The 25,421-nt window shown below is 41.4% G+C and carries 36 protein-coding genes; 28 read left to right on the top strand and 8 right to left on the bottom strand.

What is annotated here, in order from left to right; genetic code table 11:
* Positions 1-53: 53 nt before the first annotated feature.
* Positions 54-935, bottom strand: a complete 882-nt coding sequence (locus AVZ68_RS14555) for a glycine betaine ABC transporter substrate-binding protein (protein WP_059105295.1) — start codon at positions 933-935, stop codon at positions 54-56.
* A 216-nt stretch (positions 936-1,151) separates the two neighbouring features.
* Between AVZ68_RS14555 and ytvA the strand changes: the two genes are divergently transcribed.
* Positions 1,152-1,922 (top strand): YtvA family blue-light photoreceptor, encoded by a 771-nt coding sequence (ytvA, locus tag AVZ68_RS14550; protein ID WP_059105294.1) that lies wholly within the window; start codon positions 1,152-1,154, stop codon positions 1,920-1,922.
* Positions 1,923-1,956: 34 nt separating this feature from the next.
* Here the strand turns inward: ytvA and AVZ68_RS14545 are convergent, their stop codons facing one another.
* Entirely contained in the window at positions 1,957-3,348 is a 1,392-nt protein-coding gene (locus AVZ68_RS14545) for a DHA2 family efflux MFS transporter permease subunit (RefSeq protein WP_059105293.1), read from the bottom strand.
* 128 nt (positions 3,349-3,476) lie between these two features.
* Entirely contained in the window at positions 3,477-4,073 is a 597-nt protein-coding gene (locus tag AVZ68_RS14540; protein WP_059105292.1) for a TetR/AcrR family transcriptional regulator, read from the bottom strand.
* A gap of 133 nt (positions 4,074-4,206) precedes the next feature.
* On the opposite strand from AVZ68_RS14540, the gene AVZ68_RS14535 reads away from it, so the two are divergent.
* Together AVZ68_RS14535 and AVZ68_RS14530 are read left to right on the top strand one after the other, a co-directional pair.
* Positions 4,207-4,554 carry a DMT family transporter gene (locus tag AVZ68_RS14535; RefSeq protein ID WP_059105344.1) on the top strand — a complete coding sequence of 116 codons (348 nt, stop codon included), beginning with the start codon at positions 4,207-4,209 and terminating at the stop codon, positions 4,552-4,554.
* Positions 4,551-4,865 (top strand): DMT family transporter, encoded by a 315-nt coding sequence (locus AVZ68_RS14530; protein ID WP_059105291.1) that lies wholly within the window; start codon positions 4,551-4,553, stop codon positions 4,863-4,865. The genes AVZ68_RS14535 and AVZ68_RS14530 overlap by 4 nt, the downstream gene beginning before the upstream one ends.
* Positions 4,866-4,948: 83 nt before the next feature.
* Here AVZ68_RS14530 and AVZ68_RS14525 read toward each other — a convergent pair whose 3' ends face one another.
* Together AVZ68_RS14525 and AVZ68_RS14520 are read right to left on the bottom strand one after the other, a co-directional pair.
* A complete protein-coding gene (locus AVZ68_RS14525; RefSeq protein ID WP_059105290.1) occupies positions 4,949-5,515 on the bottom strand; it encodes a sugar O-acetyltransferase in 567 nt (188 codons plus the stop codon).
* A gap of 168 nt (positions 5,516-5,683) precedes the next feature.
* The gene (locus AVZ68_RS14520) at positions 5,684-5,941 is read right to left on the bottom strand and encodes an SDR family oxidoreductase (protein ID WP_059105289.1); all 258 of its coding nucleotides are present in this window, start codon (positions 5,939-5,941) and stop codon (positions 5,684-5,686) included.
* 123 nt (positions 5,942-6,064) lie between these two features.
* On the opposite strand from AVZ68_RS14520, the gene AVZ68_RS14515 reads away from it, so the two are divergent.
* The 18 genes from AVZ68_RS14515 (at position 6,065) to AVZ68_RS14430 (ending at position 17,000) form a co-directional block, all read left to right on the top strand.
* Positions 6,065-6,967, top strand: a complete 903-nt coding sequence (locus tag AVZ68_RS14515) for a LysR family transcriptional regulator (protein ID WP_059105288.1) — start codon at positions 6,065-6,067, stop codon at positions 6,965-6,967.
* Between the two features lie 40 nt (positions 6,968-7,007).
* Positions 7,008-7,301 (top strand): MazG-like family protein, encoded by a 294-nt coding sequence (locus AVZ68_RS14510; RefSeq protein ID WP_059105287.1) that lies wholly within the window; start codon positions 7,008-7,010, stop codon positions 7,299-7,301.
* Positions 7,302-7,382: 81 nt separating this feature from the next.
* Positions 7,383-8,099 carry a tubby C-terminal domain-like protein gene (locus AVZ68_RS14505; RefSeq protein ID WP_059105286.1) on the top strand — a complete coding sequence of 239 codons (717 nt, stop codon included), beginning with the start codon at positions 7,383-7,385 and terminating at the stop codon, positions 8,097-8,099.
* Between the two features lie 457 nt (positions 8,100-8,556).
* Positions 8,557-9,009: a pyridoxamine 5'-phosphate oxidase family protein gene (locus AVZ68_RS14500; RefSeq protein ID WP_059105285.1), complete on the top strand. Its 453-nt coding sequence runs from the start codon at positions 8,557-8,559 to the stop codon at positions 9,007-9,009.
* Between the two features lie 113 nt (positions 9,010-9,122).
* Positions 9,123-9,464 carry a hypothetical protein gene (locus AVZ68_RS14495; protein WP_059105284.1) on the top strand — a complete coding sequence of 114 codons (342 nt, stop codon included), beginning with the start codon at positions 9,123-9,125 and terminating at the stop codon, positions 9,462-9,464.
* A 144-nt stretch (positions 9,465-9,608) separates the two neighbouring features.
* The gene (locus AVZ68_RS14490; RefSeq protein WP_059105283.1) at positions 9,609-10,076 is read left to right on the top strand and encodes a GNAT family N-acetyltransferase; all 468 of its coding nucleotides are present in this window, start codon (positions 9,609-9,611) and stop codon (positions 10,074-10,076) included.
* Complete coding sequence (locus tag AVZ68_RS14485) at positions 10,058-10,621, top strand: Gfo/Idh/MocA family protein (RefSeq protein WP_157404677.1); 564 nt, start codon at positions 10,058-10,060, stop codon at positions 10,619-10,621. Before AVZ68_RS14490 ends, AVZ68_RS14485 begins: the two co-directional genes overlap by 19 nt.
* Positions 10,622-10,709: 88 nt before the next feature.
* Entirely contained in the window at positions 10,710-10,946 is a 237-nt protein-coding gene (locus AVZ68_RS14480) for a DUF3977 family protein (protein ID WP_059105281.1), read from the top strand.
* 152 nt (positions 10,947-11,098) lie between these two features.
* Entirely contained in the window at positions 11,099-11,521 is a 423-nt protein-coding gene (locus AVZ68_RS14475; RefSeq protein WP_059105280.1) for a MarR family winged helix-turn-helix transcriptional regulator, read from the top strand.
* Positions 11,509-11,838: a DUF3147 family protein gene (locus AVZ68_RS14470; protein ID WP_059105279.1), complete on the top strand. Its 330-nt coding sequence runs from the start codon at positions 11,509-11,511 to the stop codon at positions 11,836-11,838. The genes AVZ68_RS14475 and AVZ68_RS14470 overlap by 13 nt, the downstream gene beginning before the upstream one ends.
* Before the next feature lie 281 nt (positions 11,839-12,119).
* The gene (locus AVZ68_RS14465) at positions 12,120-12,755 is read left to right on the top strand and encodes a Panacea domain-containing protein (RefSeq protein ID WP_245628152.1); all 636 of its coding nucleotides are present in this window, start codon (positions 12,120-12,122) and stop codon (positions 12,753-12,755) included.
* Positions 12,742-13,167, top strand: a complete 426-nt coding sequence (locus AVZ68_RS14460) for a type II toxin-antitoxin system PemK/MazF family toxin (RefSeq protein WP_059105278.1) — start codon at positions 12,742-12,744, stop codon at positions 13,165-13,167. The genes AVZ68_RS14465 and AVZ68_RS14460 overlap by 14 nt, the downstream gene beginning before the upstream one ends.
* Entirely contained in the window at positions 13,115-13,414 is a 300-nt protein-coding gene (locus tag AVZ68_RS21080; protein WP_082676640.1) for a transposase, read from the top strand. Before AVZ68_RS14460 ends, AVZ68_RS21080 begins: the two co-directional genes overlap by 53 nt.
* A gap of 280 nt (positions 13,415-13,694) precedes the next feature.
* Positions 13,695-14,237, top strand: coding sequence for a Rossmann-fold NAD(P)-binding domain-containing protein (locus AVZ68_RS14450; RefSeq protein WP_157404676.1), 543 nt, complete (start codon positions 13,695-13,697; stop codon positions 14,235-14,237).
* Between the two features lie 55 nt (positions 14,238-14,292).
* On the top strand, positions 14,293-15,075 hold the full coding sequence (locus tag AVZ68_RS14445) for an MBL fold metallo-hydrolase (protein ID WP_059105276.1): 783 nt from the start codon (positions 14,293-14,295) through the stop codon (positions 15,073-15,075).
* 150 nt (positions 15,076-15,225) lie between these two features.
* Positions 15,226-15,597: a VOC family protein gene (locus tag AVZ68_RS14440; RefSeq protein WP_059105341.1), complete on the top strand. Its 372-nt coding sequence runs from the start codon at positions 15,226-15,228 to the stop codon at positions 15,595-15,597.
* A 171-nt stretch (positions 15,598-15,768) separates the two neighbouring features.
* On the top strand, positions 15,769-16,542 hold the full coding sequence (locus AVZ68_RS14435) for a class I SAM-dependent methyltransferase (protein WP_059105340.1): 774 nt from the start codon (positions 15,769-15,771) through the stop codon (positions 16,540-16,542).
* Entirely contained in the window at positions 16,524-17,000 is a 477-nt protein-coding gene (locus AVZ68_RS14430) for a GNAT family N-acetyltransferase (RefSeq protein ID WP_059105275.1), read from the top strand. The genes AVZ68_RS14435 and AVZ68_RS14430 overlap by 19 nt, the downstream gene beginning before the upstream one ends.
* A gap of 129 nt (positions 17,001-17,129) precedes the next feature.
* Here the strand turns inward: AVZ68_RS14430 and AVZ68_RS14425 are convergent, their stop codons facing one another.
* Both AVZ68_RS14425 and AVZ68_RS14420 read right to left on the bottom strand, forming a co-directional pair.
* The gene (locus AVZ68_RS14425; protein WP_245628151.1) at positions 17,130-17,435 is read right to left on the bottom strand and encodes a DMT family transporter; all 306 of its coding nucleotides are present in this window, start codon (positions 17,433-17,435) and stop codon (positions 17,130-17,132) included.
* A 13-nt stretch (positions 17,436-17,448) separates the two neighbouring features.
* Positions 17,449-17,787 carry a DMT family transporter gene (locus AVZ68_RS14420; protein WP_059105273.1) on the bottom strand — a complete coding sequence of 113 codons (339 nt, stop codon included), beginning with the start codon at positions 17,785-17,787 and terminating at the stop codon, positions 17,449-17,451.
* A 146-nt stretch (positions 17,788-17,933) separates the two neighbouring features.
* Here AVZ68_RS14420 and AVZ68_RS14415 point away from each other — a divergent pair, with 146 nt between their 5' ends.
* Positions 17,934-18,806, top strand: a complete 873-nt coding sequence (locus AVZ68_RS14415) for a LysR family transcriptional regulator (protein WP_059105272.1) — start codon at positions 17,934-17,936, stop codon at positions 18,804-18,806.
* Between the two features lie 208 nt (positions 18,807-19,014).
* On the opposite strand, the gene AVZ68_RS14410 is transcribed toward AVZ68_RS14415, so the two are convergent.
* Positions 19,015-20,244 (bottom strand): IS110 family RNA-guided transposase, encoded by a 1,230-nt coding sequence (locus tag AVZ68_RS14410; RefSeq protein ID WP_059105271.1) that lies wholly within the window; start codon positions 20,242-20,244, stop codon positions 19,015-19,017.
* 377 nt (positions 20,245-20,621) lie between these two features.
* Here AVZ68_RS14410 and AVZ68_RS14405 point away from each other — a divergent pair, with 377 nt between their 5' ends.
* The 6 genes from AVZ68_RS14405 (at position 20,622) to AVZ68_RS14380 (ending at position 25,124) form a co-directional block, all read left to right on the top strand.
* A complete protein-coding gene (locus tag AVZ68_RS14405) occupies positions 20,622-21,155 on the top strand; it encodes a GNAT family N-acetyltransferase (protein WP_059105270.1) in 534 nt (177 codons plus the stop codon).
* Positions 21,156-21,366: 211 nt separating this feature from the next.
* The gene (locus tag AVZ68_RS14400; protein WP_059105269.1) at positions 21,367-21,807 is read left to right on the top strand and encodes a GNAT family N-acetyltransferase; all 441 of its coding nucleotides are present in this window, start codon (positions 21,367-21,369) and stop codon (positions 21,805-21,807) included.
* A gap of 166 nt (positions 21,808-21,973) precedes the next feature.
* Complete coding sequence (locus AVZ68_RS14395; protein ID WP_059105268.1) at positions 21,974-22,594, top strand: LysE/ArgO family amino acid transporter; 621 nt, start codon at positions 21,974-21,976, stop codon at positions 22,592-22,594.
* Between the two features lie 43 nt (positions 22,595-22,637).
* Positions 22,638-23,060 (top strand): FosM family fosfomycin resistance protein, encoded by a 423-nt coding sequence (gene fosM / locus AVZ68_RS14390; RefSeq protein WP_059105267.1) that lies wholly within the window; start codon positions 22,638-22,640, stop codon positions 23,058-23,060.
* Positions 23,061-23,122: 62 nt separating this feature from the next.
* Positions 23,123-23,845 (top strand): N-acetyltransferase, encoded by a 723-nt coding sequence (locus tag AVZ68_RS14385; protein WP_157404675.1) that lies wholly within the window; start codon positions 23,123-23,125, stop codon positions 23,843-23,845.
* Between the two features lie 88 nt (positions 23,846-23,933).
* The gene (locus tag AVZ68_RS14380) at positions 23,934-25,124 is read left to right on the top strand and encodes an MFS transporter (RefSeq protein ID WP_059105265.1); all 1,191 of its coding nucleotides are present in this window, start codon (positions 23,934-23,936) and stop codon (positions 25,122-25,124) included.
* Positions 25,125-25,421 lie beyond the last annotated feature (297 nt).

The following is a 25,421-nucleotide window of genomic DNA, read 5'->3' as shown; positions in this document are numbered from 1 at the left end:
GAGGGCTCCCTGCGTTACTCTTTTTTCGTTTAGCAATCATTTGTTTTTAAAGCTTATTCCATCCAACTGTCAATGAGATCGCGGTTGTCCTCAATCCATTCGGCTGCAGCGTCTTCCGCACTATCGAGTTCTTCTTGCAGAGTTAACAATTCAGAAAGAGTCTCATCGTCAAAGAAACTATTGTTCATCCATTCCACCAGTTCAGGTTCTTCTTCAGCAAGGCCAGTACGAGCCATATAGTAAATGTCATCGGGCTCGCCATACATCGTGTCAGGGTCCTCGAGGTACTTTAACTCATATTCGCCAAACGCCCAATGAGGGCTCCACAATGTCACAGCTATAGGGTCTTCATTTTGGTAAGCCGTGTTTAACTGTTCCATCATCGCTGTTTCAGATGAAGCAGAAAGGGTAAAATCGTCTAGACCATAATGCGGCATGACTTCATCTTCCGTAAGTTCCATCTGGGAGGCTCCTGGATCCATACCAGTAATGGTACCATCTAACTCCTCATGGTAATTTTGCAGGTCTTCAATGGTATTGACATCTTCCATGTAGGTAGGAACAACCAACCCCATGGTCGCATCTTCGTAAAGAACAGCTTCTTCCTGAATATGATCTGAATCCAATTGTATGTACGCATCATCCGTAAAAGGCAACCATGCCACAAATCCGACATCCACGTCGTCACTAGCAACGCCTTCAAAAATAAACGCTTTTTCGAATGTGCTCAGCGTGACATCGTACCCCTGTTCTTCTAGAAGCTGTGCCCACACATGCGCAAAGGCTGTCGCCTCCGTATACGTCGTGTGCCCAATCGTAATTTCACCTGAACCCGATTCTTCAGAGCCGTTTTCATCCGTATCGCCATTTCCACAAGCAACAAGCGCAGTGGTACCGATCGCAATCGCAGTTGATCTCATAAGGATTTTTTTCAAAATGTTCCCTCCTAAGTAGTTAAAACGTCTATATAGAAGCTTAATGTACTTTGAGTAGAATGAAAAGGTGCATTTTGCATTTTTCTTTTGTTTGCAGTGCGCAACCGTTCAAGTAGCTTACTTTTGCGAGATGATCTGAGGGGTGTATAAGCCGTTCTAGCAATGGTTCTATGTTCGTTTTCATGCTAAAATGGGGTATTGCTAGGAGGGTAGTCGATGCTGAATAATACGAATGTAATCACTGAAGCACTTCATTATACTCGTGCAGGGGTACTAATTACCGATCCCAGTTTAGAAGATAATCCCATTGTCTATGCCAATCAAGGATTTGTAGACATGACGGGGTATACGCGTGAAGACATTATCGGGAAAAATTGCCGTTTTCTCCAAGGGGAAGAAACGGATACGGCTGAAATCGATCGATTAAGGGACGGCATTCGCAATCGAGAATCTGTCTTTGTAGAACTGATCAACTACAAAAAAGATGGGACAATGTTCTGGAACAGTCTTTCGGTCGATACAATCTATGTGGAAGAGGAAGGTCGTCACTACTTTGTTGGGGTGCAAAAAGACGTGACCGAACGTAAAAACATCGAGAAAAGCTATTCCAAATCCGTCGAAGAAGTGAAATCTTTGGCTTTTCCTATTGTCCCGTTAACGGACCATCTGGCGGTTCTTCCTTTAATTGGAGAGATGAGTGAAGGGCGCTTCGAAACCATTTTTAACGATGCATCGAGATATGTTCAAAATAGAGAAATTGATACATTAATTATTGATGTGTCAGGCTTAACGAAGCTAAAAGAGTTTGAGTTGGAAGGCATTCTTAGGCTGAAATCGGTTTTATCTTTATTAGGAACGGAGATGCGCTTGAGTGGGATCTCAGTAGAAATGGCCATACAGGCCGTTCACTTGACGGATATTGCAAAAATGGAAATTCGGCCAGCCACTTCTGTTAAAGATATTTTAGAAGAACTGGTAAAGAAGTAATGTTTTAGAATAGCGGCTCTCGAATTCCGAGAGCCTATTTTAGCAAGCTTCGTTCCTTGTTCTCACGGATAAACGTTGTGAGCGCAAGTGCAAGTAACGACAACAGAGCCATCACAATCAAGGCATACGTCGTTCCCCAGTAGGTACCAACTTCATATGAAGTATCCATGGTGGATGTGGTGATACTTATAATCGTGGAGAGAACAATAATGCCAAACGTCATTCCAAACTGGCGTACGGTGTTCACAATGGCAGATCCATGAGGAATGTCCCCATTGTCTAACGCGTTCATACTTACAGTAACGAGAGGCATGAGCGTTAATCCAAAACCGATCATAAATAGACAAAAATGGGCCATGATCCAGTATGGCGAACTGTCCATCCTCACAGTGCTCAGTAAGAGTAACGACACGAACGTAAAGGCAAACCCGATAACGGCAATTTTCTTACCTCCGTACCGATCATATAGATTTCCGGAAACAATGGTCATGATCGATAGAAGAATGGTTCCTGGAACGAGGATGAATCCAGAGAAGAATGCACTCGTCCCTAGAACATCTTGTGCGAACATCGGTAGAATCGTTTCCGCAGATAGAAGAAGCATCATATTAATAAAGATAAGAACCATTGCCAAACGGAACGTGGAGTGACGAAACAATCGTAGATTAAGAACTGGTACGGCTAAGGCGAATTGTCGGCGAACAAAAAGGAAAAGGAATAGAACGCCAATCAAGATTGGCACGATGACAATTAGGTCTAAAAATCCTGACACACTAATATTGCTTAAACCGAAGATGAAAAAAGAAAATCCAATTGCAGACAGACTAATTGAGGGAAGATCTAACTTCGCATGTTGCTTCTCCAGCACATCTTTCATTACAACGATCGCTAAAAGTAAAGTGACCATCACGATAGGCAGTAGGACCCAGTGAAGCGAGCGCCAGTTGAAAACGTCAAGAAGCATACCTGAGATGGATGGGGCACTGGCAGGTGCTACATTCACAACAGCACCTAAAAGCCCCATCGCGAACCCTCTTCGTTCATATGGAAACACTGTCAATAATATGGTCTGTACCAAGGGTAAGATGATGCCAGCACCAATGGCCTGAACAACTCTTGACGAAATTAATGTACCGAAGTTTGGAGCGAGTCCCCCGATGACCGTACCAACGAGTAAACAGGAAAGCGAAAAAACAACAAGGGTTCTTGATGAAAACGTATTTGACAAATACCCTGTCATTGGGATTAAGACAATGGTTGTGAGTAAGAAAGCCGTAGTGAGCCATTGTACTTGAGTGGCATTCAGATCAAATTCATCCATAATCGTTGGATAGGCTGTGATTAAAAGGAATTGACTAAACGTAAATAAAAAAGCTGCTGTTAAGATGACAATAACAACACCTTTTGATTCTATTTTTCTTCCCACTGATGAAACAAACCTCCTTTCATGGAATAATGGAATTAGGAAATAATCCAACACCTTTGCAAAGATTCCTTGGAACGAAAAGGTAAGAACCTGTTTTGATCGATCTTCGTCAAAAGCAGCATCTCCAATTATGGACCCTTCCCATTTGACACCCCTCGCCAAAACACCGTCCATGCGCCTTCCAAACGTTCCCGGAACTCTTCTTCCCGATAAATAAAACGTTCCGTAAACAACCCATCCATCAAACAATAGAAACCCGCTCTAAACGTGGAAAAAGACTCATCACTTAATTCCCCTTCCTTTACCCCCTGCTCATATAAATTTAAGAGTAGCTGATCAATTGTTGCATCCCCCGATTGGCAAAGGTCTCGTAACTCTTCAGCAAGAGCGGTAGGAGGGAATATCATTAGACGTTTATACATCATCCCTTCATGTTTTCGAAAAATAAAATCAGTGCTGTTGTTCAAAACTACATAGATTCGTTCATCGATGGCCTTGTCCTGATGCTCGTTCGAACTCGTTGTCATCACGCTTATCAATTCTTCCATGACCTGTTCAGCCACTGTAAAGAATAATTCATCTTTACTCGAAAAGTGATTGTACAGCGATGGCTTTTGGATGCCGACCGATGCTGCGATATGTGCAAGCGTAGTGCCGTCATACCCACTTGTCGCAAACGATGAAAGTGCTGCCTGGATGATTTTGTCTCGTGTCGTTTTTGACATTGGTGATCCCCTCCTTTGTTCTTAGACGTGCTAAAAAACGGATTGCCTATCATCATGCGCATGTGCTAAACTTACTACCGTTAGTTAGTTTTTCGTTCATTTTACCATAAGAAGAGGTGTTTGCAAAATGAAGATGAAGTGGTTTCTTGTCGTCATTGCCGCTATCTTTGAAGTGGGTTGGGCAACAGGACTTAAATATGCAAATGATACGCTCACATGGACGTTCACTGGGATCGCTATTGTGGTTAGTTTTGTGCTGCTAGTTAAAGCGGCAACTGTCCTTCCCACGAGTACGGTTTACGCTGTATTCGCTGGCTTAGGAACCGTTGGCACAGTCGTCGTGGATATCGTCTTTTTTAATGCTGCCGTTAATAGTTGGATGCTCGTATTTGTTGCCCTTCTGCTGATTGGAGTCATCGGCTTGAAAGTGGTCACAGGTGATAAGTCAGGGGATACGTCAGAAAGGAGGGCTCGCTCGTGAGTTGGTTTGTTCTCATTATCGCAGGGCTCTTTGAAGTCGTTGGTGTAACCGGCATCCAAAAAATCGCAAAAGGGGAAAAGGGAATGGGTTTTCTCTTTCTTGTTGGAGGATTCCTTCTCAGTTTTAGTTTATTATCCATTGCTATGCAAGCGATTCCCCTAGGCGTGGCTTACGCTGTTTGGACGGGGATGGGGACCGTGGGAAGCGCGGTGGTAGGGATGATCTTTTACAATGATTCGGCCGATCGCATACGTCTAATGTTCTTGGGGATGGTTGTCGTGGCGATCGTAGGACTGAGGCTTGTTTCATAAACAATCGGTGAGAGAAGTTCTCCAATCATATGGCAAGAAAGGAAGTGGAGGAATTATTCTTCCACTTCCTCTGCCTTTCATTATTATACTTTTTTTACAACTTTCGCTGGAACTCCTGCGACAACCGTATTTTCTGGGACATCCTTAGTGACCACTGCTCCTGCTGCAACAATAGCGTTGTCCCCAATTGTCACTCCGGGTAGTATGGATGAGCTCGATCCAATCCATGCATTTTCACCAATGATAACGGAAGATGGGTAGGTTGTGTTTCTTGCTTCCATGGATAATCCATGATTAAGCGTAGAAATCGTGACATTCATTCCAATCAATGCACCGTCTCCTATGCTAATGCCACCTCGATCTTGGAATGAACATCCTGTATTAAAAAACACGTTTTTTCCAATCGTGATATTCTTGCCAAAGTCTGTATAGAATGGCGGAAAACACATAAAGGACGAATCAACATGGTTGCCTGTCAGTTCACTAAAAATCTCTACGATTTCGTCTTTTGAATGATAGGATGTATTGAGTTCCATCGTGATTCTCTGAGCTTCGAAGCTACATTGCGTTAACCGTCCATGGAGCTCCTTATCCTCTCCGGAGATCGAGTTTCCTGCTTTGCAATAGGCAATAAATTCTTCCGTATTCATGCTTGCAATCACCTGTCTTTCTAAGTATAGGGGTGCCCGATTAGAGTGTCTGCTCGGTAGGACGGATAATTACTTCATTTAATGCCTGCCACATGTTCTTCTTCGTTAATGGCAAACGCAAGTACACGAGCGACTGATTCAGCTTCGATTGCATTTTCGCTTAATGCATCAAATTTGGCTCTCAATCCTACCACAAGTCTCCATAGCAAGCTCCACGACTTTGTTGACATCTTCAAAGTTGGTTACATCTGCTTGCTGAATAAGAATGTCTACTTCCGGGAATTCTTCTTTGATTGCCTCTAAACGATCCAAACGGCGTGCACTTATGATTAACTTGGCATCTTGTTCTGCAAGTAACTTCGTTGTGGCTTCGCCAATCCCGCTTGATGCACCCATAAGCACAATCACTTTATCTTTAACCGCCATATATAACTCCTCCTCCTGAGAGTCGTATCCTTTTCAATACCATGATAAGATGATACGATTCAGATAACAAATACCTATATCAAATACGTTGATATGCTCTTTAGATATAGGAAGGAGTTCATTATGGAAATCCGATTGTTGCGGTATTTTATTGCGGTAGCGAACCAGCAGAGCATCTCGGCTGCAGCACAATATTTACATTTATCCCAACCGTCGTTATCGAGGCAATTAAGTGATTTTGAAAAAGAATTGGGTACTCCTTTATTCATTAGAGGAAATCGAAAAATTACGTTAACAGATGAAGGGGGGTTCTTACTAAAAAAAGCAAAAGAAATTGTGGAATTAGTAGATAAAACGGAAGCTAATTTTAACCCATCCATAGAAATGATTGGCGGAGAAATAACCATCGGTGGTGGCGAAACAGAAGCGATGCATCTAATTGCCAAAACGTTAAAATCGTTACTAAAAGATTATCCAAGTATCCAGTTTCACTTATACAGTGGCAATGCGGATGATATTACGGATAAGTTAGACAGTGGATTGCTAGACTTTGGTGTGGTCATAGAACCAACAAATAAGCAAAAATACGAGTACGTAAAATTACCCGCTACAGACGTTTGGGGCGTTTTAATGCGCAAAGATAGTCCTTTGGCGGAGAAGCCATCGATTCAGCCAATCGATTTACTAGATAAACCTCTATTAACTTCACGTCAAACCGCTGTCAGTAATGAGCTATCCGGATGGTTTGGACAAACTATTGAGGATTTAACGATTACTGGAACCTACAACTTACTTTACAACGCTGCACGTATGGTGGAAGAAAATCTTGGGTATGCCTTATGTTTAGATAAACTGATTAATACCTCGGGAAACAGCAACCTTTGCTTTAAACCATTACACCCCAAACTGGAGGTCAACTTAAATATTATCTGGAAAAAACATCAGGTGTTTTCGAATGCAGCAAATAAATTTTTAGAGCAGCTTCGAAGGGATATTAAAATAGACAATCTTGAAAATAGGTTATAATTAGTCTGAAATTACCTTTGAGCAGGAAGGAAGCGAGATCATGGAAGAAATACTAAGGGAGATAAAGGAACTCAGTATCAAAGAAAAGAAGACACTTGAGCAAATGGTACTTAAATTAACGGAAGAAGTAGGGGAAACCTCTCAGGCCATGCTTTCATATAGGCAAGCAAATGGAAGTGAATATAAGCAATTAGGTTTATCAGATGTAAAAGAAGAATGTGTTGACGTGATGATCGTTGCTTTGGCTCTTTTCTATAAATTAAGTGTAGATGAATGTGATTTGTTAGATCATTTGAGAGTGAAAGTAGATAAGTGGAATTCGGTGATGACATAAGTTGTACGCTTGCTGCGTACGGTTTCAAGAAGTTGTTAGCAATACGATGTTGTATTAGCATTTAGAAAGGTTGTTTTTTTTTTGAGTAAACTTATTTTACTATTTATCGCAGGATTTATTGGGCTTTTCCTTCGCTTTATTTTTTTAGGAGAGTTCGAACTCGAACAGCTAATGTTACTGATTCTGTTTCCAGTTGGCTCAATACTTGTATATGTCATTATGAAATGGCAATACGATAAAGATAAAGCTTTTGAACCTGGATTGAATGAGGAGTACTATGTTACTCACTTGGGAGATCGTGTATCGTCGACATTTAAGCAAATGTATAATGGCAAGGTTCACATAGGTACATATCAGCGTTTCTACAACAAGTGGTGGAAACGAGTGGTCGCAGACACCATGAAGAGTCCTGGTATTTGGTATTTGAATCTTAAATTTTCATTCTCGAATGGAGACAACGTTGTCTTTAAAGGAGTGGAGGAGCGAAAAATACATAGAGACCCTGAATGGCTCATTTACAGAAATGGTGAAAAAATAGGTTTTGTTCGTACTCGTGTTGAGTATAAAAATAAAGAAATACTCAACAAGAATTTGTATTTAGAGTATAAAGAGAACACATATCATTACCAAGCATCTATGATCGGTTCACAAACACAAATTTATAAGAACGAACTTCACATGGCAACAGCGGATCGGCTTCACGGAGCAATTTACGAATTAAAGACGAATAATAATTACGACGAAGAACATCTGTTGTTTATGGGATATATTTTATTCAATTATCTGTTTGGGAAGTAGGGTTCAGCTATCGGAGCGCTTTTCATAACAAAGATCAGCGCCCTTTTTCGTATAAAGCTCTTGGGTATGATTAGTGCAGACAGATCATCACTCGTAATTATCTTTGCTCACCACCAAATGACTGATCAATTTCTGCAGCAAAGTACGCCTTTTTCAGGTCTACAAAACCATGTAATTGAGGGGTGAGCCATTTATTTTTGTGAAAATCCATTTGTTGGTTAATACGGGCAGTTGTACGTCCCAATTTAATGCCACTAATAATCCCTCATTGTTGTCCAGTATTCCATGTCTAGATCAACTGCCACACGTGAGAGTGACAAGAATCGGGCGCCGTTACAAAATAAGCGGAAGACGTCCTTCTGAATCGAATTCAAACATACGTATTTGTTACTTCTCTCATGCGTTTAACCAGTGTGAATGGTATAGTTAAGGTGATCTTGCGTAGGAGGTTGTTTGTATGAAGATTATTGATGAGAAGAAAACGTCCCGACGCTTACTTGAAGAAATTCTTTCACGTCCCCTATTTGCGCATTTATCAACTTATCATGAGGAAGGGCCTCGTGAGTCACCAGTATGGTTTTTATGGGAAAGTGAATCAATCTGGATTATCGGCAATTACCATTCAGATTCTTTTCCAGAAAGAATTGAGAGGTTTCCAAGATGTTCGATTGGCATCATAGATTTCAGTATTGATACAGGTCTGGTACATCATGTTGGTTTTAGAGGGAGCGCACACCTTGTGCCGCAAGATGGATTAAGAGTAAAACGGTTGTTGAGCCGATATATGGGAGACGAAGAAAGATGGGATCCACGTTTTAAGGCTGTTCCAGGGGATATAAATTGGTTATTTGTAAAGTTCAATCCTGAGACGGCTGTAGTAAGAGATCAATCGTATAGTCTTCAAAATTAGGGCGCTTTTTTGAACGGAATAGCGAATACCGAGCATCTTCTGAATCGGGCTACTTTGTCGGATATATTGTGTTAAAATTGAAATAAAACAGTACTGTTAAGGGGGTTCACTTGTTGGAAGCGAAAGAGAGGGATGGGTATTTTAAAGCCAATAACGCCGAAGAATTGCTTTTCGCGTTAAAGAATAAAGAATCTTACATTCTCATTCAGGAAGAGTTTAAAACAGAATTTGTGCAAAGCACGCAACAACCCTTATCAGATACAGAAGAAATGGGCTTTCATCTGGGATTTAATGGTTGGGGAAGTATTTGGGGATCCCTATTTTTTCATATTGTCAATTTCTTCAGCAAAGGAAGTAAGCAACAAAAGAAAATTGACAGCAAGATCCGCAACTACAGCTTAAAACATTTGAATGAACGCGAGATGCTCTTGTATCTGCGTCAATTGGACTATTAAAAATGATAGGGCGCGTATGCAAATGGGGAAGAAATTATGAAAAAAGCGGATACAAGCGGGGTTCGCCATTTTATCATTATGAATTAAGCTTGACTTAATGGTGATGAAAGCAGAAGGCATACGAATAGGTTAGGGAGGGTTAAAATGATACGCACGTTTAAGGCAGAAGATGTAGACTATATTATTCATTCACATTATCAACTTTATAACAGGGAATTTGGTTATGATTTATCCTTCAAGAATTTTATCGCTGAAAGTGTCAACAGATTTATTGAAAGGTCTAGTGCTGAGGAAAACATATGGATTTTAGAGCTAAATGGGGAACAAAAAGGGTCAATCAGTATCAAAATAGTTAATGAACGAACGGCACAGTTGGGTTTATTTCTTGTTGATCCCAGCATAAGAGGTGGTGGATGGGGAAAGAAGTTAGTAGAACAAGCGATACGTTTTTGCAGAAGTTTAAACGTACAAGAAGTAATGTTGCTCACGAATAAAGAGTTAGAAGCAGCGAGAAAGATTTACGAAAGAAGCGGTTTTAAATTAATGGAAACCTGGGTTGAGAATAAGTCTAATAAAGATTTGGTAGAAGAAAAGTGGGTTTTAGCATTGTAGAGAATAGTTATCCAAGAAGCGGACGCGCACTAGGAATACCCCTAGTCTTGCTTGGTGCTATTGGTGCACACATGATTGATGCTCTATTATGGTTGTCTAATCATGAAGTGTCCTTTATACAAGGGTTCACACATACTCACGTCAAACAAGCCGCTGAAGAGAAGAGAGATGCGGATGATGCGTTCTTTCTGCATGGGAAAATGGACAATGACATGACGTTTTCACTTCAAGTATTTACTGGAGTTAATCATGCCGAGGGATCTAAATTAAGCATTTACGGTAGTGAAGGAACTGCAACATTAGTCAATGATAGGCATTTGCACTTGGGGATGAGCAACCAAGATTTAGAAGAAATTCCTGTTAGCACGGGTTACACAGTCCCAAATGACTTAAACGAAGAAGCAAAAGGTTATTTTTATGCACTCTATCCATTTCTAGATAATGTCGTTGATTATATTAAGAAAAATTATTTAGACAGTGATTTGCCCTTATTTAGTGATGGTCATAAAAATCAGATGGTTATCGAGCTGGCGTTAAACAGTTAAAACTATATTGCGAATATAAGGTTATACGCTAAAAGTTGGTTTTCTGAAAAAAGAAAGTTCTAAAATAATTACAGAAAGAGGTCACTGTTTGAAATACATCGAGTGCGGCATAGGGAATACTTGGTTAGTTAGGACTGAAACAGAATTGGAAGATGGCAAAGAATACGAGCAAAAAGGTGTTGTCGGGCCAATAAAGTTGAAGTCTCTATACATAAGAATTTGGATTGGATACATTGTTTTGGTGTTGGACTCAAAAGAGGGTTTTAAGCGAATGAGGAAAGAACGTAAAGGATTTAAAGTTGTTTTGGGTGTAGTGGGTGAATAATTCCCATTGAAGTTAAAGGCGCAAAACACTAGTAGTGGTTTGTGTCTTTTTAAATTTAGCTACACTCAATCCGCATTGAAAGATTACCCTTGAACCCTTTGATATCACATGATACGATTATATCGTAATAAACGATATAAAGGAGCCGAATCATGAATAAACCCCTATGTAAAACGATTAATCAAAATTGGACAGAAATTTATTATCACCTGCACTATGAACATCAAGATCCGATTACCCACCAAGCTATACGTTTGCTCCAACATCTCGATTTTAACGGCAAAGCAACTGTTGGTGAGTTGTCTCACTTTCTGTCCGTCAGTCACAATACAGCTTCTGAACATGTGAAGCGACTCATTCAAAAGGGGTGGGTTAAAAAAATAAGAAGTACTGAGGATGAACGGAGAGTCCACGTTGTGATAACCGCAGATGGCAAAAACATTTTGGTACACAATACACAACTCAATGAAGAAAAGCTATCGTCTATTCTTGATAGCATGACAAAAGAAGAAATTGAGACAATAAAAAACGCCTTTGCGATTTTAAGCAGGGAGGCTAAAGCATGTTCACGATAGTAAAAATCCTTGTCTCTGCGTTAGTCATTGGCATTATCACTGAAGTTGCACGGCGATCTCCATCGGTTGGTGGTGTTATTGCTGCGCTGCCTCTCATAAGTTTATTGAGTTTATTCTGGCTTTCTTTTCAAGGGAAAAGTGCTGAGGAGATCAGTCAGTTTGCCACGGGGGTTCTATGGGGTTTTCCAGCAACAGCCGTTTTAATTTTAATCGTAGCTCTTCTATTACGATCGGCTTTTCCTCTTTCCCTCGCTCTGCTTTTAGGTGTTGGTGGCTGGTTCTTGTGTTTGAAGGTTCAGGGTTCAGTGTTTGGATGAAAAAATATTTCTCAAGAGTGTTTAATCTATAGAAGTGTTCCTTTTATTAAAACTTATAATGTTATATTAGATAAGAAAGAGCTGGTCCTTTGCCGCATGCATTTATTATCGGAGGCACAGGGAAAGGGGTCCACTCAACGTCGATGCACACTCCGCTGCGTGGAGTTCGGATGAAATGAGCCATTATAAAAATAAATAATGTAAAATTAAATAAAAAGGTTCATTTTACTTGTGATTATCCTCTATAATTAGAAAAGGATCATAAAATGGGGGAAGTGAATATGATGAAGATAGAAAATCTACTCGTATTTTTCCTTGAAAACGCCCATCGTTCATTGGGAAGAACAGAGTTAATGAAATATGTATATTTGTTTGAATATTATTTTCAGCAGCTATTCGGAGAAGCCTACAGCGGCTTGACATTTGAACGCTACCTGTATGGTCCGAATCATACAGAGATCGTTCAGACCGTTATGAAACTCGAAGCCGAAGGTGTTATCTTTGTGACCACTTATAAAAACCGCTACAACGGGACATCCTACAGTCACAGTCTCCAAACAGATGATACCTCGTTCTATGCATTAGATGAAAAAGCTGAATTCGTAGCAAGTTTTGTCTCGGAAGAATTGAGGAATAAAGATTATAACGGCGTCATTGAGGCGGCATATGCCACCCCTCCAATGGCGAATATTTTAAAAACGGAAGGCGCAGGGGAAAAACATTTAGGGAGGCTGATTGATATGTCTGAATCAAAGCCTGTCTATAAATCCACCCGTGAAAAAAGACGCCTGGCAAGACAAAGACTCCAAGAACAAGACACGAGCAGGGGCACCGATGAGGAGTACTATGCTAACCTTCTTTCTCAGTATAAAGAATTCGAAGATTTGAGGAAGAGGGTAAGCAATGTCGAGATCTAGGTATGCCGATCGCAGAGCATTATTTGATCGCCGGGAATTTTCATTCGGCTCTGTATGGGTCATTAAAGATGCTGAGGTCAGCATCCCTCAAGCGGATAAAATAGGCAAACGGTGGCAGCATGATGAAAGATGGGTGGTGGTGATTTCTAACAACATTGAGAATTACCATCCCCTTTGCCCCATCGTTACCATCGCTCCTTTATCTCCTCGAACAGATTTAAAAAAGAGGTACGATTTGGAATTACATTCAAGTCATGACAATGTAGCTGTTGATTGTTTAGGCCAGTTACAACTTACCCAACCCGTCATCAAAAAAGATTTAACCGATTATAAAGGCATTATATCTGAAGATAAATTGGATGAACTTCAAATATTACTTGAAGATTATTACGGACTTACATATGAAGATTAAATGGATTAAAAGAGCGGTTATTGTCGCTCTTTTTACATTTCAGTTCAGTCGGTCTGATATAGTAGTGGGTGTGGACGCAGAGACCAAACCTTCGATCGCTACAGTGCGTTTACAACTGATTAAGATCGCCGGGCGCATCAGTTGGTCCGCACGATATCTCACCTTCAAGCTCAGCAGTCACTGCGTGTACCAAAAGGAATTCTTACAAACGCTGAAAGAGATTCAACGGTTACCGGGGTTCAGTTAGCTCGGAAACGTCCGTATAAAGTGGGAATATACGTTCTGTTTGTTCGTGTTCCTAGAATACGTCTGCCCTTTTAGAGGAAGTGCCCCCCTGTATGGGAGAAATAGGGCCAGGCAGCCATAGGAACAACAAAAAAGCCACGTGCAGAGTTCGGAACGTCAACAAAATGACATTTTCGTCGATTTTTCACTGGGAAGGCTCTTTTGAGAGCGTTCTATGAATAATCCGGATTATAGAGGTGTTCCATTTATTTAAACTTGCAACAAGAGGGAGGACTGGTCCGTTGCAGCACGCATTTATTATTGGAGGGACAGGGATGCTTCGGGATGTATCCGTGTGGCTGAGTAAAAAGTATTCTCATACATCAATCCTAGCCAGAAACAAGGAGAGGTTAACTCAGTTATCTGAGTCAGGAACGGGGCTAAACTTACTTTCTTTGGATTATAAAAAGACCGAGGCTTTAAAAGAAGCAGTCAGGGAAGCCATAAACATGCATGGCCCCATTGATGTAATGGTGACTTGGATACATAGTAACGCGCCGCACGCTATTCCTGCTATCCTCAAAGAAGTAAGGGCTAACCAAAAAGAGCCCTTTGATTTTTATCATATTAAGGGAAGCAGCGAAAGTTTGAAATCGATACAATCTCAGGTTTCTTTGCCTAGCCACTGTACGAAACATGATATACAACTAGGCTTTATGGTAGGAGAGCAACGATCAAGATGGTTAACACATCACGAAATCTCAGAGGGCGTCATTGATGCAATCAAAGATGGAAAGAAGAAAACGGTCATTGGACAGCTAGAACCATGGGGATTAAGGCCATAAGGCATGGCACCCGTTACTTTGAAGGGCCAGATTACGGACTAAGGGAGTTTTTCTAATGATTAGGGATTCATGGTTTACAATACAAGAAATTGATAGTAGCACATTCGCCATTAGCGAATACGGCCATTGGGAGAACGTGCATTCATTTTTATTAATTGGGGAAGAAAAGGCTGCGTTAATTGATACAGGTCTTGGGATTGATCAGATAAAAAGAATCACCGATCAACTTACAAACCTGCCCATCACCGTTCTGACGACCCATGTTCATGCAGACCATATTGGAGGCCACGGTGAATTTGAGAGGATCTATGTCCATGAGAAGGATTCAGACTGGCTTAGGAACGGCATTAAGGGGCTGCCTCTAGAACAAATAAGAAAAGATATAGGCCGAGATATTACTATACCTGCTCCAGAAACCTTTGATCCTACTACCTATACGCCGTATCAAGGAGAACCAGCGGGGCTTATAGCAGATGGGGATGTCATGGATATGGGGAACAGAAAATTAATGATATACCATACTCCAGGGCATTCACCAGGCCATCTATGTGTTTTTGATGAGACGAATGGGTATTTGTTCACGGGCGATTTGCTGTATGATGAAACGCCTGTGTATGCATTTTTTCCCTCAGCGAATCCAATTGATTTGGTTCAATCTTTGGAGAGAATATCAGAGATAAAAAACGTTTCAATGGTGTATGGTTCCCATAATACCTTAGGCCTGGACCCGGACATTTTAAAGGAAGTGAAGCTGGCGGTTAAGTTTCTAAGAGAAAACGAACTTGTTAGGTTTGGCACGGGGGTTCATGAATTTGACGGTTTTAGTGTACGGTTCTAGCTCTGTTAAACGGGAAGTTCTGTAGGCTACATATTCATGTGATAAGAAATACTTATTTATTTTGATAAGAAACAAACATTATAAATTATAAATGATTCGAGGTATACTTTTATATGACAAACGAAATTAAAAAGGATGGTGTGTGTGATTATGTTATACTCTTTCACTAGAATTGATCACGTTCAACTGGCTGCACCAAAAGCTAGCGAGGATGAGGCCCGTAATTTCTTTAGCAGTATTCTTGGCATGAAGGAGATTCCAAAACCTGTAAATTTATCAAAACGTGGGGGTGTTTGGTTTCAATGCGGAACACATCAATTGCATATTGGCATTCAAGAAGACTTCATTCCTGCTAAAAAGGCACACCCTGCTTTTCATGTTGAGAATTTAGAAGCATTGCGTGAAAGACTCATCAATAAAGGGGTTGAGGTAAAAGAAGGGGAGCCGCTGGAAGGCGCTAAGCGTTTTTATGTAAACGATCCGTTCGGGAATCGTTTAGAATTTCTTCAATGGAACAAATAATGCTACTTTTAGTGAAACGAGAATGTATCATAGCTGCAAGAGAGGCGCTAGAAGGGGGCAAGAGCTTGCGCCCATATGTTTATTAGGGCTACAGTGTGGAACGATAACGCTATCATAGAGTTGTTGGTTACGTTGCAACTTGAATCCTGTTACATTATTGGAGTGATTTGTTTGGGAATTGACTTTCATGATGAGAAAAACAAATACAGTTATACAACAAGAAAAGCCAGTGATTCTTGGGTGATTGCTGTTAAAACATTAATTGAGGTGCCTGAAGTAAAACGAGCTGTTGATATTGGAACAGGTGGAGGGATTTATGCAAAAGAACTTGCTGATCTAGGTATCCCTAAAGTAACTGGAGTTGACTTCTCCGAATCCATGCTTGACGGAGCTAAAATAAATTGCAAAATGTATAATGAAATAGAATTTTCAGTAGGTACAGCATATGATACTCTTTTACCCAATCAATATGCTGAATTAATGTTGGGGAGAGCACTTATTCATCACCTTGACGATCTAGCACCTTTTTTTCAAGAAGCTCATAGAATTTTAACGCCAGGTGGCTCTCTTTTAATACAAGATAGAACTCCTGAGGACTGTTTCTTAAAAGGAGACAGCCAACATATAAGAGGTTTTATTTTCTCCTTATTCCCACATCTTAGAAAGATTGAGCAGAAAAGACGATATAGCTCAACTTTAGTTAAACAAGAGCTTGAAAAAACGGGCTTCCATTCACTTAAAGAAATAAAGATCTGGGAAGAACGAGAAATTTATACCAACAAGGAAGATCTATTCGAGGATATTAAGGCTAGAACGGGTCGATCAATTCTCCATGAATTATCAGATGAGGAGATACTTTCACTTGTAAATGATATTGATCACTCCATTCCAGATGGTCGTATTACTGAACAAGACAGGTGGACGATATGGAAAGCGAGCAAATAAGTTCAATGGAAAATCTTCAGTTCAAAAAAGTGGATAGAGATTGTGTAGCTGATGCAAGGAATCTTGTCTTGCAAGGGTTAAAAGAAAGATTTGGAGAGATCAATCCCTTGTACAACAGTGATTTGAATAACATCCTGACCTATTATAGTCATCATAATTGTGTTTTTTTGGTTGGTATATATCATCATAAAGTAGTTTGCACTGGTGGTTTAACTTATGAAGGTGATCGTGTGGTTAGGATTGAGCGTGTGTCTGTGAACAAAAAGTTAAGAGGAATGGGATTAGGTCGTGCTTTAGTAAAGCAACTAGAGAACTATGCAATAAGAAAGGACTTGCTGAAAATAACCGTTGAAACCAATTTAGATTGGGATAGTGCTATAACTTTATATAAAAGATGTGGGTACACGGTTACGCACACAGATGATGAGTGTATTTATTTTGAAAAATTCTTACGTTAACGATTTCTTAGATCTTCTAACGGGCGCTAGAGCTGCAGGGTGATATTCGTCAAACGAGGCGCGAGAATGGAGCAAGAGGTTGCGCTGGATATGGGTATAAGGCCTATTAGAAATAACCCCCCCTCTGCATTAAAGGGGTTCCAATTGTAACAGAACCACACCAACTATAATGATACCGATGGAAATGAACTTTCTTCGGCTACTGCTTTCTCCAAAGAAAACCATTCCTAATAAGGCTGTCCCTGCTACAGTGAGGCCTGCCCAAATCCCGTATAAAACCCCTAGCTCCATGTATCTCACGGTTAAGACTAAAAATAGTGCGCATAGACCGTAAAAGACGAATGCTCCTATACTGGCTAACTTCTTTGTGAAACCATAGGATAATTTTACGCAGATATTGGCGAGTATGGAAGTGACTAGACTAAGGACTAACAAGAAATATCCCAATTTAATGTGTGGACTCCTTTCCCGAAGAAGATGTTGGGTTTACAGTGATACCAATCACTCCTACAATAATTAAACCAATACCAAGGAATTTCAGAAATGAAATCGTTTCTCCAAAAAGAATAATTCCTGACATAGCAATAAAAACCGTTCCTCCACCTGTAAATACAGCACTGATAATGCCTACTTCTGACTGACTGGTTAAATGAATGTATAGAAAAAGTGCTGTATACCAAAATCCCATAACGACGATAAACATGGTCCAATTGCTAGAGGCAGCTGGCATAAAGGAAGCCCCGAGTACTTCAAGCACAATGGATAGTATCAATAGAAAGTAAAACACAATAGAACCTCTCCCCGTTCTTTAAATGCTGATGAGCCTTATTCGTTTTTCGTTTGTTGTGACTTTATTATATAATGGGTTTATAATTCGGTAAAATAGATATATTTGAATGAATGGTTCAACTTTATTGAATGAAGGGAGACCGCATGGAACAGCGACAACTCGTAACATTTAAAACCATTGTGGATGTCGGAGGGTTCAAAAAAGCTGCAGAGAGACTGGGATACGCTCAGTCGTCTGTAACGACACATATCAAAGAACTAGAAAAAGAATTGGGGGCTCCATTGTTTGACAGGCTTGGGAAAACCGTCATTCTAACGGAGGCAGGGGAACGCTTTTATCCATATGTTGATGAAATGATCAATCTATATCACGAGTCCATAGAGGCCGCAAGAGGAGATGAGGAACCCTCTGGGACACTGACCGTTGGTGTTTCTGAATCGTTAATGATTTACTGGCTCCCCCATTTCATTCCATCTTTTATGGAAAAATATCCGACTATCCAGCTGGAGGTTAAAGCGATTGATTATCAAAATGTCACGCAACAACTAAAACGTGGAGATTATGATGTGGTTCTTTTTGTAGAAATGTCAGGTTGGCAATCAAACGAATTAACGATTAAAAAATTAACAGAGTCAAAGCTGGTTCTCGTTGGTTCTCCCACTGGTACGAATCAGCCTACTTCGGAAGAAACAATATTCCTACCAGAACGATCGTGCAGCTGGCGCCCTACTTTTGAGGAATATGTGCAGAAAATGGGGGAACGATCAGGTGAGATCGTAGAACTCCCGAGTATTGAATCCATAAAGCAATGTGTTATGAGCGGACTAGGGACTTCTTTATTGCCATTCTTCGCAGTCAAGACCGAAATTGAGAACGGGATACTGAGAGCATCAGAGATTGAACTTTCTGATGAGTACGCCGGCATTTACACGGCGTATCACAAAAACAAATGGCTCTCTGCCTGTTTAACTATTTTTCTCAAGGAGTTATCGTCAGTGGGGGTGAAAGAATGGTAAGAATTAAGGCATTAAGGGAGCCTATTCATGACGGCCACAAAAGCACCTCTTATAACCGAAGAGACCTGCGGTAGTATGTCAAGTTGAGAAAACCGATTTATTTGGTTGTCAAAGACCTGTCGTCGAAAAAAAGACCGCACGAAACCAGACCAGTAAATTAATGGTATTTACTGGAAAATACGAAAGGTAGCTCTCTGACGGAAATGGGTCAGAGCTTCACGCCCCTTTCTGGCGAGAAGAGTTGACGGGTGCGTAGTAGCGCATCCACCAAGCGCACGAGTTTTCTTGCGGTTAGCACGAGGGCACGTTTGTGTTGGTGGTTGGGCACTTCCTGATACTTCTTCGCGTAAAAATCTTGGTATTCCGGTACTTGCTTTCTGACCGAGTTGGCGGCTTCAACGAGGTAGTAGCGCAAGTACTGGTTGCCATGACGCGTGAGCGATGTATCTTCAGCGGTAAAGCGGCCGGACTGGTGTTTTCGCCAATAGAGGCCGGCGAATTTGGCGATCTTCGTCTCATCTGGAAAACGCTCCACCTGTCCGATTTCAGCGATGATGCCTGCCGTAAAGACGGGCCCAATGCCGGGAACGGATGCCAAGGTCTGCGTGACCCCATCCATGAGGCGTGTAATCGTCTTATCAATCTCTTTGATCTGGCGTTGAAAGGAGCGGATCAGTTCAATGGATGTCCCGAGAAGGACGTCCAATGAATTCTCAACCACCTTGTCCAAACGGTACGAAGAGCGCACCGCGCGTTGGATCGAGGTGGCGACGGCTTCTGGATCCGGGAACCGGTTTTTGCCTTTTTCCTGCAAAAAGGCGCTCAGTTCTTCAAGTGGCAGCTGGGCCAGTTCTTCCAGGCTATATTTTTCTAAGAAGAGTTCCATCATCGCGTGCCCGAAGACCGAGGAATCGACTTCTTGAGAAAACGTGTTGCACTTGAAACTTAAATGCTGGAGAAAGTGCTGTTTCTCCTTGGTCATCGCCTGAATCAAGTGATAGCGTGTTCGTGTCAACTGTTGAAGAGCGACATACTGACTTTCTTTCACAACGGACATCTGATTGCGTCCAAAGCGCATGTAGTCGGCAATGACAAAGGCATCGATTTCATCGGTCTTGTTCATATCCGCATAGCTCTTCTTGAAGTTGGCGATCTGCTTCGGGTTGATGACAAACACTTGGGCGCCATAGGCTTGCAGGTCCGGGTCATAATGCAAGAACATCGATGGATGAAAGCTGTAGACGGAGGTAGATTCTAGACCGATCTTTAGGATGTCAACCTCTGTATCGGCGATGATCTCCATCAGTCTTTCTTTCAGCACCGTCGCTCCGGGCACGTCATTGGTCACCGTAAAGGCAGCCAGTTGCCCGCCTTCTTGGTCAAGCACACACACTTTCATATCACGGGAGCTCACGTCTAAGCCTACAAAATAGCGCATAAGGGAAAATCCTCCTTTCGATTTAGAATCAATGGGCCTTTCTTGGACGCCTCGAGATATCTCTAGTGTGAACGCCGATCATCAACCTCGTGTATCAGAACTCCTTCGGCATCCAAAGCCGCCTCAGGGCTACTAGATTCCGAGTTCGAGAGGCCGAGGGCTCAGCCTGCGAGTAGGAAGTGCCGCACGTACACTGAGAAACAGTCTTTTCGTGTAGTCGAGCTACAAGGAGGGAAAGAATTGTCCCAAATGATCCTAAGACCATTATCTAGAAATATCTAGAGACGTCCAAGAAGAAACCCTTGGATTACGTCCGCAAGGAAGAGAAAGTGGCCTGGGATTTCTAGGCCTAAACATACTATACGAGGGGGTTAATAGTGAACCAAAGTAGAGAAAGAACAGAAGATCTCCTTTTGGAAGAGTTGAATAGTCATCATGCTGAACATCTCTATGACATTTTGCAAGATGACAAAATTTACACTTATATTCCGGAGAATGCTCCAGTATCTATAAAGGCATTAAAGGATAGGTACAAAATCTTAGAAAAGGGATCTTTAAAAGAAGAAGAGATTTGGTTGAATTATGCTATCTATTCCTTTGTAAAAAAAGAATACATCGGCACTCTTCAAGCAACTGTGCTATTAGATAAAAGCAGTATCATGATGGCATACGTTTTAGATCCAAGAGTGTGGGGAGAAGGATATGCAAGCAAGGCGTTGTCAATGATGATAGCTGATTTAAATAGTAAATTTAAAGACTTTAGTTACTATGCTTATATAGATACTCGAAACAAACGCTCAATTAAACTTGTTAAGAATTTAGGTTTTAAATGTATCGATTATATTGAGAATGCAGATTTTTTTAAGGGTAGTTCGAGCAACGAATTTGTTTTCAAAAAAGTACTATACTAGCAAATCAAGACTAAACTATACTACTAGCGCTTTTTCTGGTATTTAAACTATTGGAGTCGAAACTATGAATCTCAAAATAAGTGATGGAATCGAATTGTATTACGAACGAAAATGGAGAAGGTACGCCATGTTTGCATTGCATGAGCAGGATTTCATGATTAAAAGTCGAATGAGAAAATAAGTGGACCTCATTTGAAAAAGGAGCGTACCAATGAATCCGCCAACCATTAAAGAACTTCAAACACAGAAGGAAATCCTTGCAGCCTTTCCCGTGATGAATCAGCTGCGTACACACCTTGATGAAAAAGCGTATCTCGATTTGGTGTTGGAGGCCAAAGAAAAGGATATGTATCGATTGTTCGCCTTGTATGAACAAGGAGAAATGGCTGCAGTGGTTGGATTTAAACCGATGATCACTCTTTATTACGGGCGCTTTGTGTGGGTCTGTGATTTCGTGACGGAACAACATATGCGTTCAAACGGATATGGGGAAAGACTCCTTTCCTACGTACATGAATGGGCCAAAGAAAATAACTATGACCATGTGGCCTTGTCATCGGGGCTACAGCGCACCGATGCTCACCGCTTTTATGAGGAGAAGATGGGGTATGACAGAGTCAGTTATGTGTTTAAAACATCTTTGGATTCGTAAAAAACGTAAATCATCAGAGCGCTGTCCTTGACTAAAAGGGTTAGCGTTCTTAGTGCTTAATCACGGCGTTTACTTCATGAGCCAAAATCACAAGCCTTTCTTGATTTCTTCAAAGGTCCCATACGAATAAGAAGGTCTTCGGTGATATTGACGAAGGGAGGGTCTTATGCTTGGTTCCTTTTTCCATGGCTTTATTTTATCCATCGGATTAATTCTCCCATTAGGGCCGCAAAACATTTTCATTTTCAACCAAGGTGCTGCCCATCAAAAATTAAGGCGAACCATGCCTGTGGTGGTTACAGCAGCCCTGTGCGATACTATTTTAGTTCTGCTTGCTATACTGGGTGTCTCTGTGGTGGTGATGACAATCCCGGAGCTGCAGTTCATCCTTTATGTCCTTGGCTTTGGGTTTCTGATCTACATTGGTTGGTCCATCTGGCAAAGCAATGCCGAAGAAGTGCATCAAAAGCACGCAGCGATGTCCGGAAGAAAACAAATCCTTTTTGCCGTATCGGTCTCATTGCTCAATCCCCACGCAGTAGTAGATACGGTCGGTGTGATTGGCACAAACTCGATTCAATATACAGAAGTTGCGGAGAAATGGGCGTTTGGGTTGGCCTGTATTCTCGTATCATGGGTAGCGTTTGTCATCCTGGCGCTGATGGGAAAAACCGTTCGGAGGCTCGATCAGAAAGGAACCATGATTGCCGCCATGAATAAAATATCCGCTATCTTTATATGGGGCGTGGCTGCGTTCATTGGCTACCAAATCCTTCATATCATTTAAGAGAATGTACGTTATTTAGAATAATTTTGTTGAGGTGATAGAGTTGGTTGTGAAGGGACTTAATCATTTTTTGTTTTCTGTTTCAGACCTGGAAAAATCCATTGCGTTTTATCAAGATGTATTCGAGGCGAAGCTACTGGTTAAAGGAAGGAGCACGGCTTATTTTGATTTGAACGGCATGTGGCTGGCTCTTAATTTGGAGAACGATATTCCCCGTGATGAAATACGTCAGTCGTACACTCATGTTGCTTTTTCCATTGATGAAGTTGAATTTGATCGTGTCTATAAGAAATTAGAGGGCCTGAGCGTCAACATCTTAACCGGTCGTCCTAGGGATGAAAAGGATAAGAAATCTATTTATTTCACGGACCCGGATGGCCACAAGTTCGAATTTCATACGGGTACGTTGCAAGATCGATTGGCGTATTATAAGCGGGAAAAGCCTCATATGGAGTTTTATAGTTAAGAGGTATGGGGCAGAAATGGGTACAAGATATGCTCTTACTTTATTTAAAAGGGGAGAGACAAGTGTATAGTCTATTAAATCGACTGAATCATTATGGCATACATAGTATAAAAAATGACACTACTATCATGTTAGAAGTATTTCAACAGGATGTGAGAAATTCTGATTCCGTAGATTTATTGATAGAAGAACTTCTTGTTGTTGCTCCAACCTATGGCTATAAAAGAGTAACGTTTGAATGTCCTGCGCATGTACTTGAAAAGTTACATAGGACTCGGGAACTCATGAATACTGTAGGAGAAAGGGTATTATATACAAAGGCATTCTCAAAGGAAATAGAGAAGGTGAATTTTGACTATGTTGTATGGTCGCCTACGGATCATAAATCAATCCATTTATTAGCAGAAGTTATGAATGTTGACAAGAGTAGAGCAAAGAAATATCTAAACAGCATGGAAATAGAACTTCCTACTCAATATAGTGAAATGTTCACGGCTTATCTGGTTAATGGAGAGCCTGGTGGAATTGTGTTTCCGCATATTGAGCCAGATACCGATCAAGAGGGGCGGTTATTCTGGTTAGGTATGCACCCGAAGTATAAGGGGGTGGGTCACGGCGCTACCCTTCATAAATTGGGGTTATATAGATTGCAGAAAGATTGTAAGGCTAAAACATATATGGGTGCCACGAATAAAGAAAACGGACCGATGAGGAAAATTATGTTATCGAATGGATGTAAACGGTTAAAGAATAACGTCATTTCATTAGCGTATATAGCAACGTAACTATCACTAAGGTAAGGAGCGATCATTCCTATGTAACTCTTCCTCTCTCTAACACAACAGAAAATTGAAGCAGAGAGGGAGATTGGATATGGTTGTTAGTGCCTTTACGCGCCTTCTGACAGGGCAAGCTTTTAACGGTGCAGGCATGGTGCTCTATATCGTCTGTTTAATGCAGATCATCTATGAGGCCAGTGCTTCGCCCGTTCTCATGAGTCTCGTTCCTGTTACGATCACATTTACGCGATTTGTTTCCGGCCTGGTCGTTCCCGTTTTCTTTCAGCGTTACTCGTTACCAATGATTCTTCTCTCAGCACAAAGGTTAAAGTCGGCCCTCTTTGTGCTGCTAATTTTGGTCGCTTTCTATGGGGAACTGTCTTTGATCTTCATCCTCATAAGCCTTCTCGCTTTTCTTGATGGATGTTCTAATCCCGCAAGCGATGCACTTATTCCACGGGTTGTGCAAAACGAAGCACTTGTAAAAGCGAACAGCACAGCGGCTATCGTCTATCAAACGGTGGAGTTTAGCTGCTGGGCGTTAGGTGGCGTATTCCTTGCCATGTTCGGTGCGCAGCCCTTATTGATAGTGGTTTTTGCTCTGTATGTTATCGCAACAATTATTTTCTGGACGATTAGACGAGAAGCACCTGTGACCAGAGAACAGACGCAACAAAGCTCCCCCTTTATGGAAATGCTCACAGGCTGGAGTGAAGTACGACGCCTTTCTTGGCTTCGGAACATCCTTGTCGTTTCATTCATGGATGCGGCGGTAGGGGTTGTTTGGATTGCAGCGAATGTCTATATCTTCGTTGAAGAAGCCCTTGGGGTTTCCGAGGTCTGGTGGGGATGGATGAATGCTAGCTTCTTTCTCGGGCTGATCCTGACAGGAGTTATCGTTTATGCACGCGAGCAATTTTTACAGCGTCAACTTACACGGATCGTGCTGATTGAGTTTCTTGGATCGGCGCTTGTGACTGGAATCTTTGCTTTCCTTACCGTACCTCTTATGGCTCTATTGCTATCGGTGGGGATTGGGATCTTCCAACAGCTACGAGGGGTTGGGGTGCATACCATTTTGCAGCAGAAAGTCGCCACAGCAAAATTGCCTCACGTTTATGCAGTTAACGAAGCCGTTACTACATTAGCGTTCGGCATCGGGGCGTTAACGGTGGGGTTGATTGCTGAAACCATGGGTGTGCGGTTCGTGTACTTGGTAGCCGCAGGAGTATTACTCCTATGTCTGGGCTTGTGGTTTGTGACATTTCGGAGTGAAAATAGATAATGGTTGGTCTACAAAGCTCCCTGTAACCAACCATTGCAGGGAGCTTCAATTCGATCAGAGGAAAATATGTACATATATGAACTACCAAGAACTTTTGCTCGTTCATGATATGGCACCGCACTGAAATGTGGCGAAATTTTTTTAATTAGACCTATTTTCAATGATAGCACCATTGGTAGTTCCTTTTTTTGCAGACTTATTCACAAAAGTAAAAACAATTAACGCAATAAATACACCCTGGAAGAAATGGAGGCCACTGAAAAAGTCTCCAAAAAGATGAACGGACCTCAAAATTAA

It is taken from the genome of Shouchella shacheensis (assembly GCF_001484965.1).
Lineage (GTDB): Bacteria > Bacillota > Bacilli > Bacillales > Bacillaceae_D > Shouchella > Shouchella shacheensis.
The sequence above is the reverse complement of the archived record's forward strand: the minus strand, read 5'-3'. Positions and strand labels throughout refer to the sequence as shown.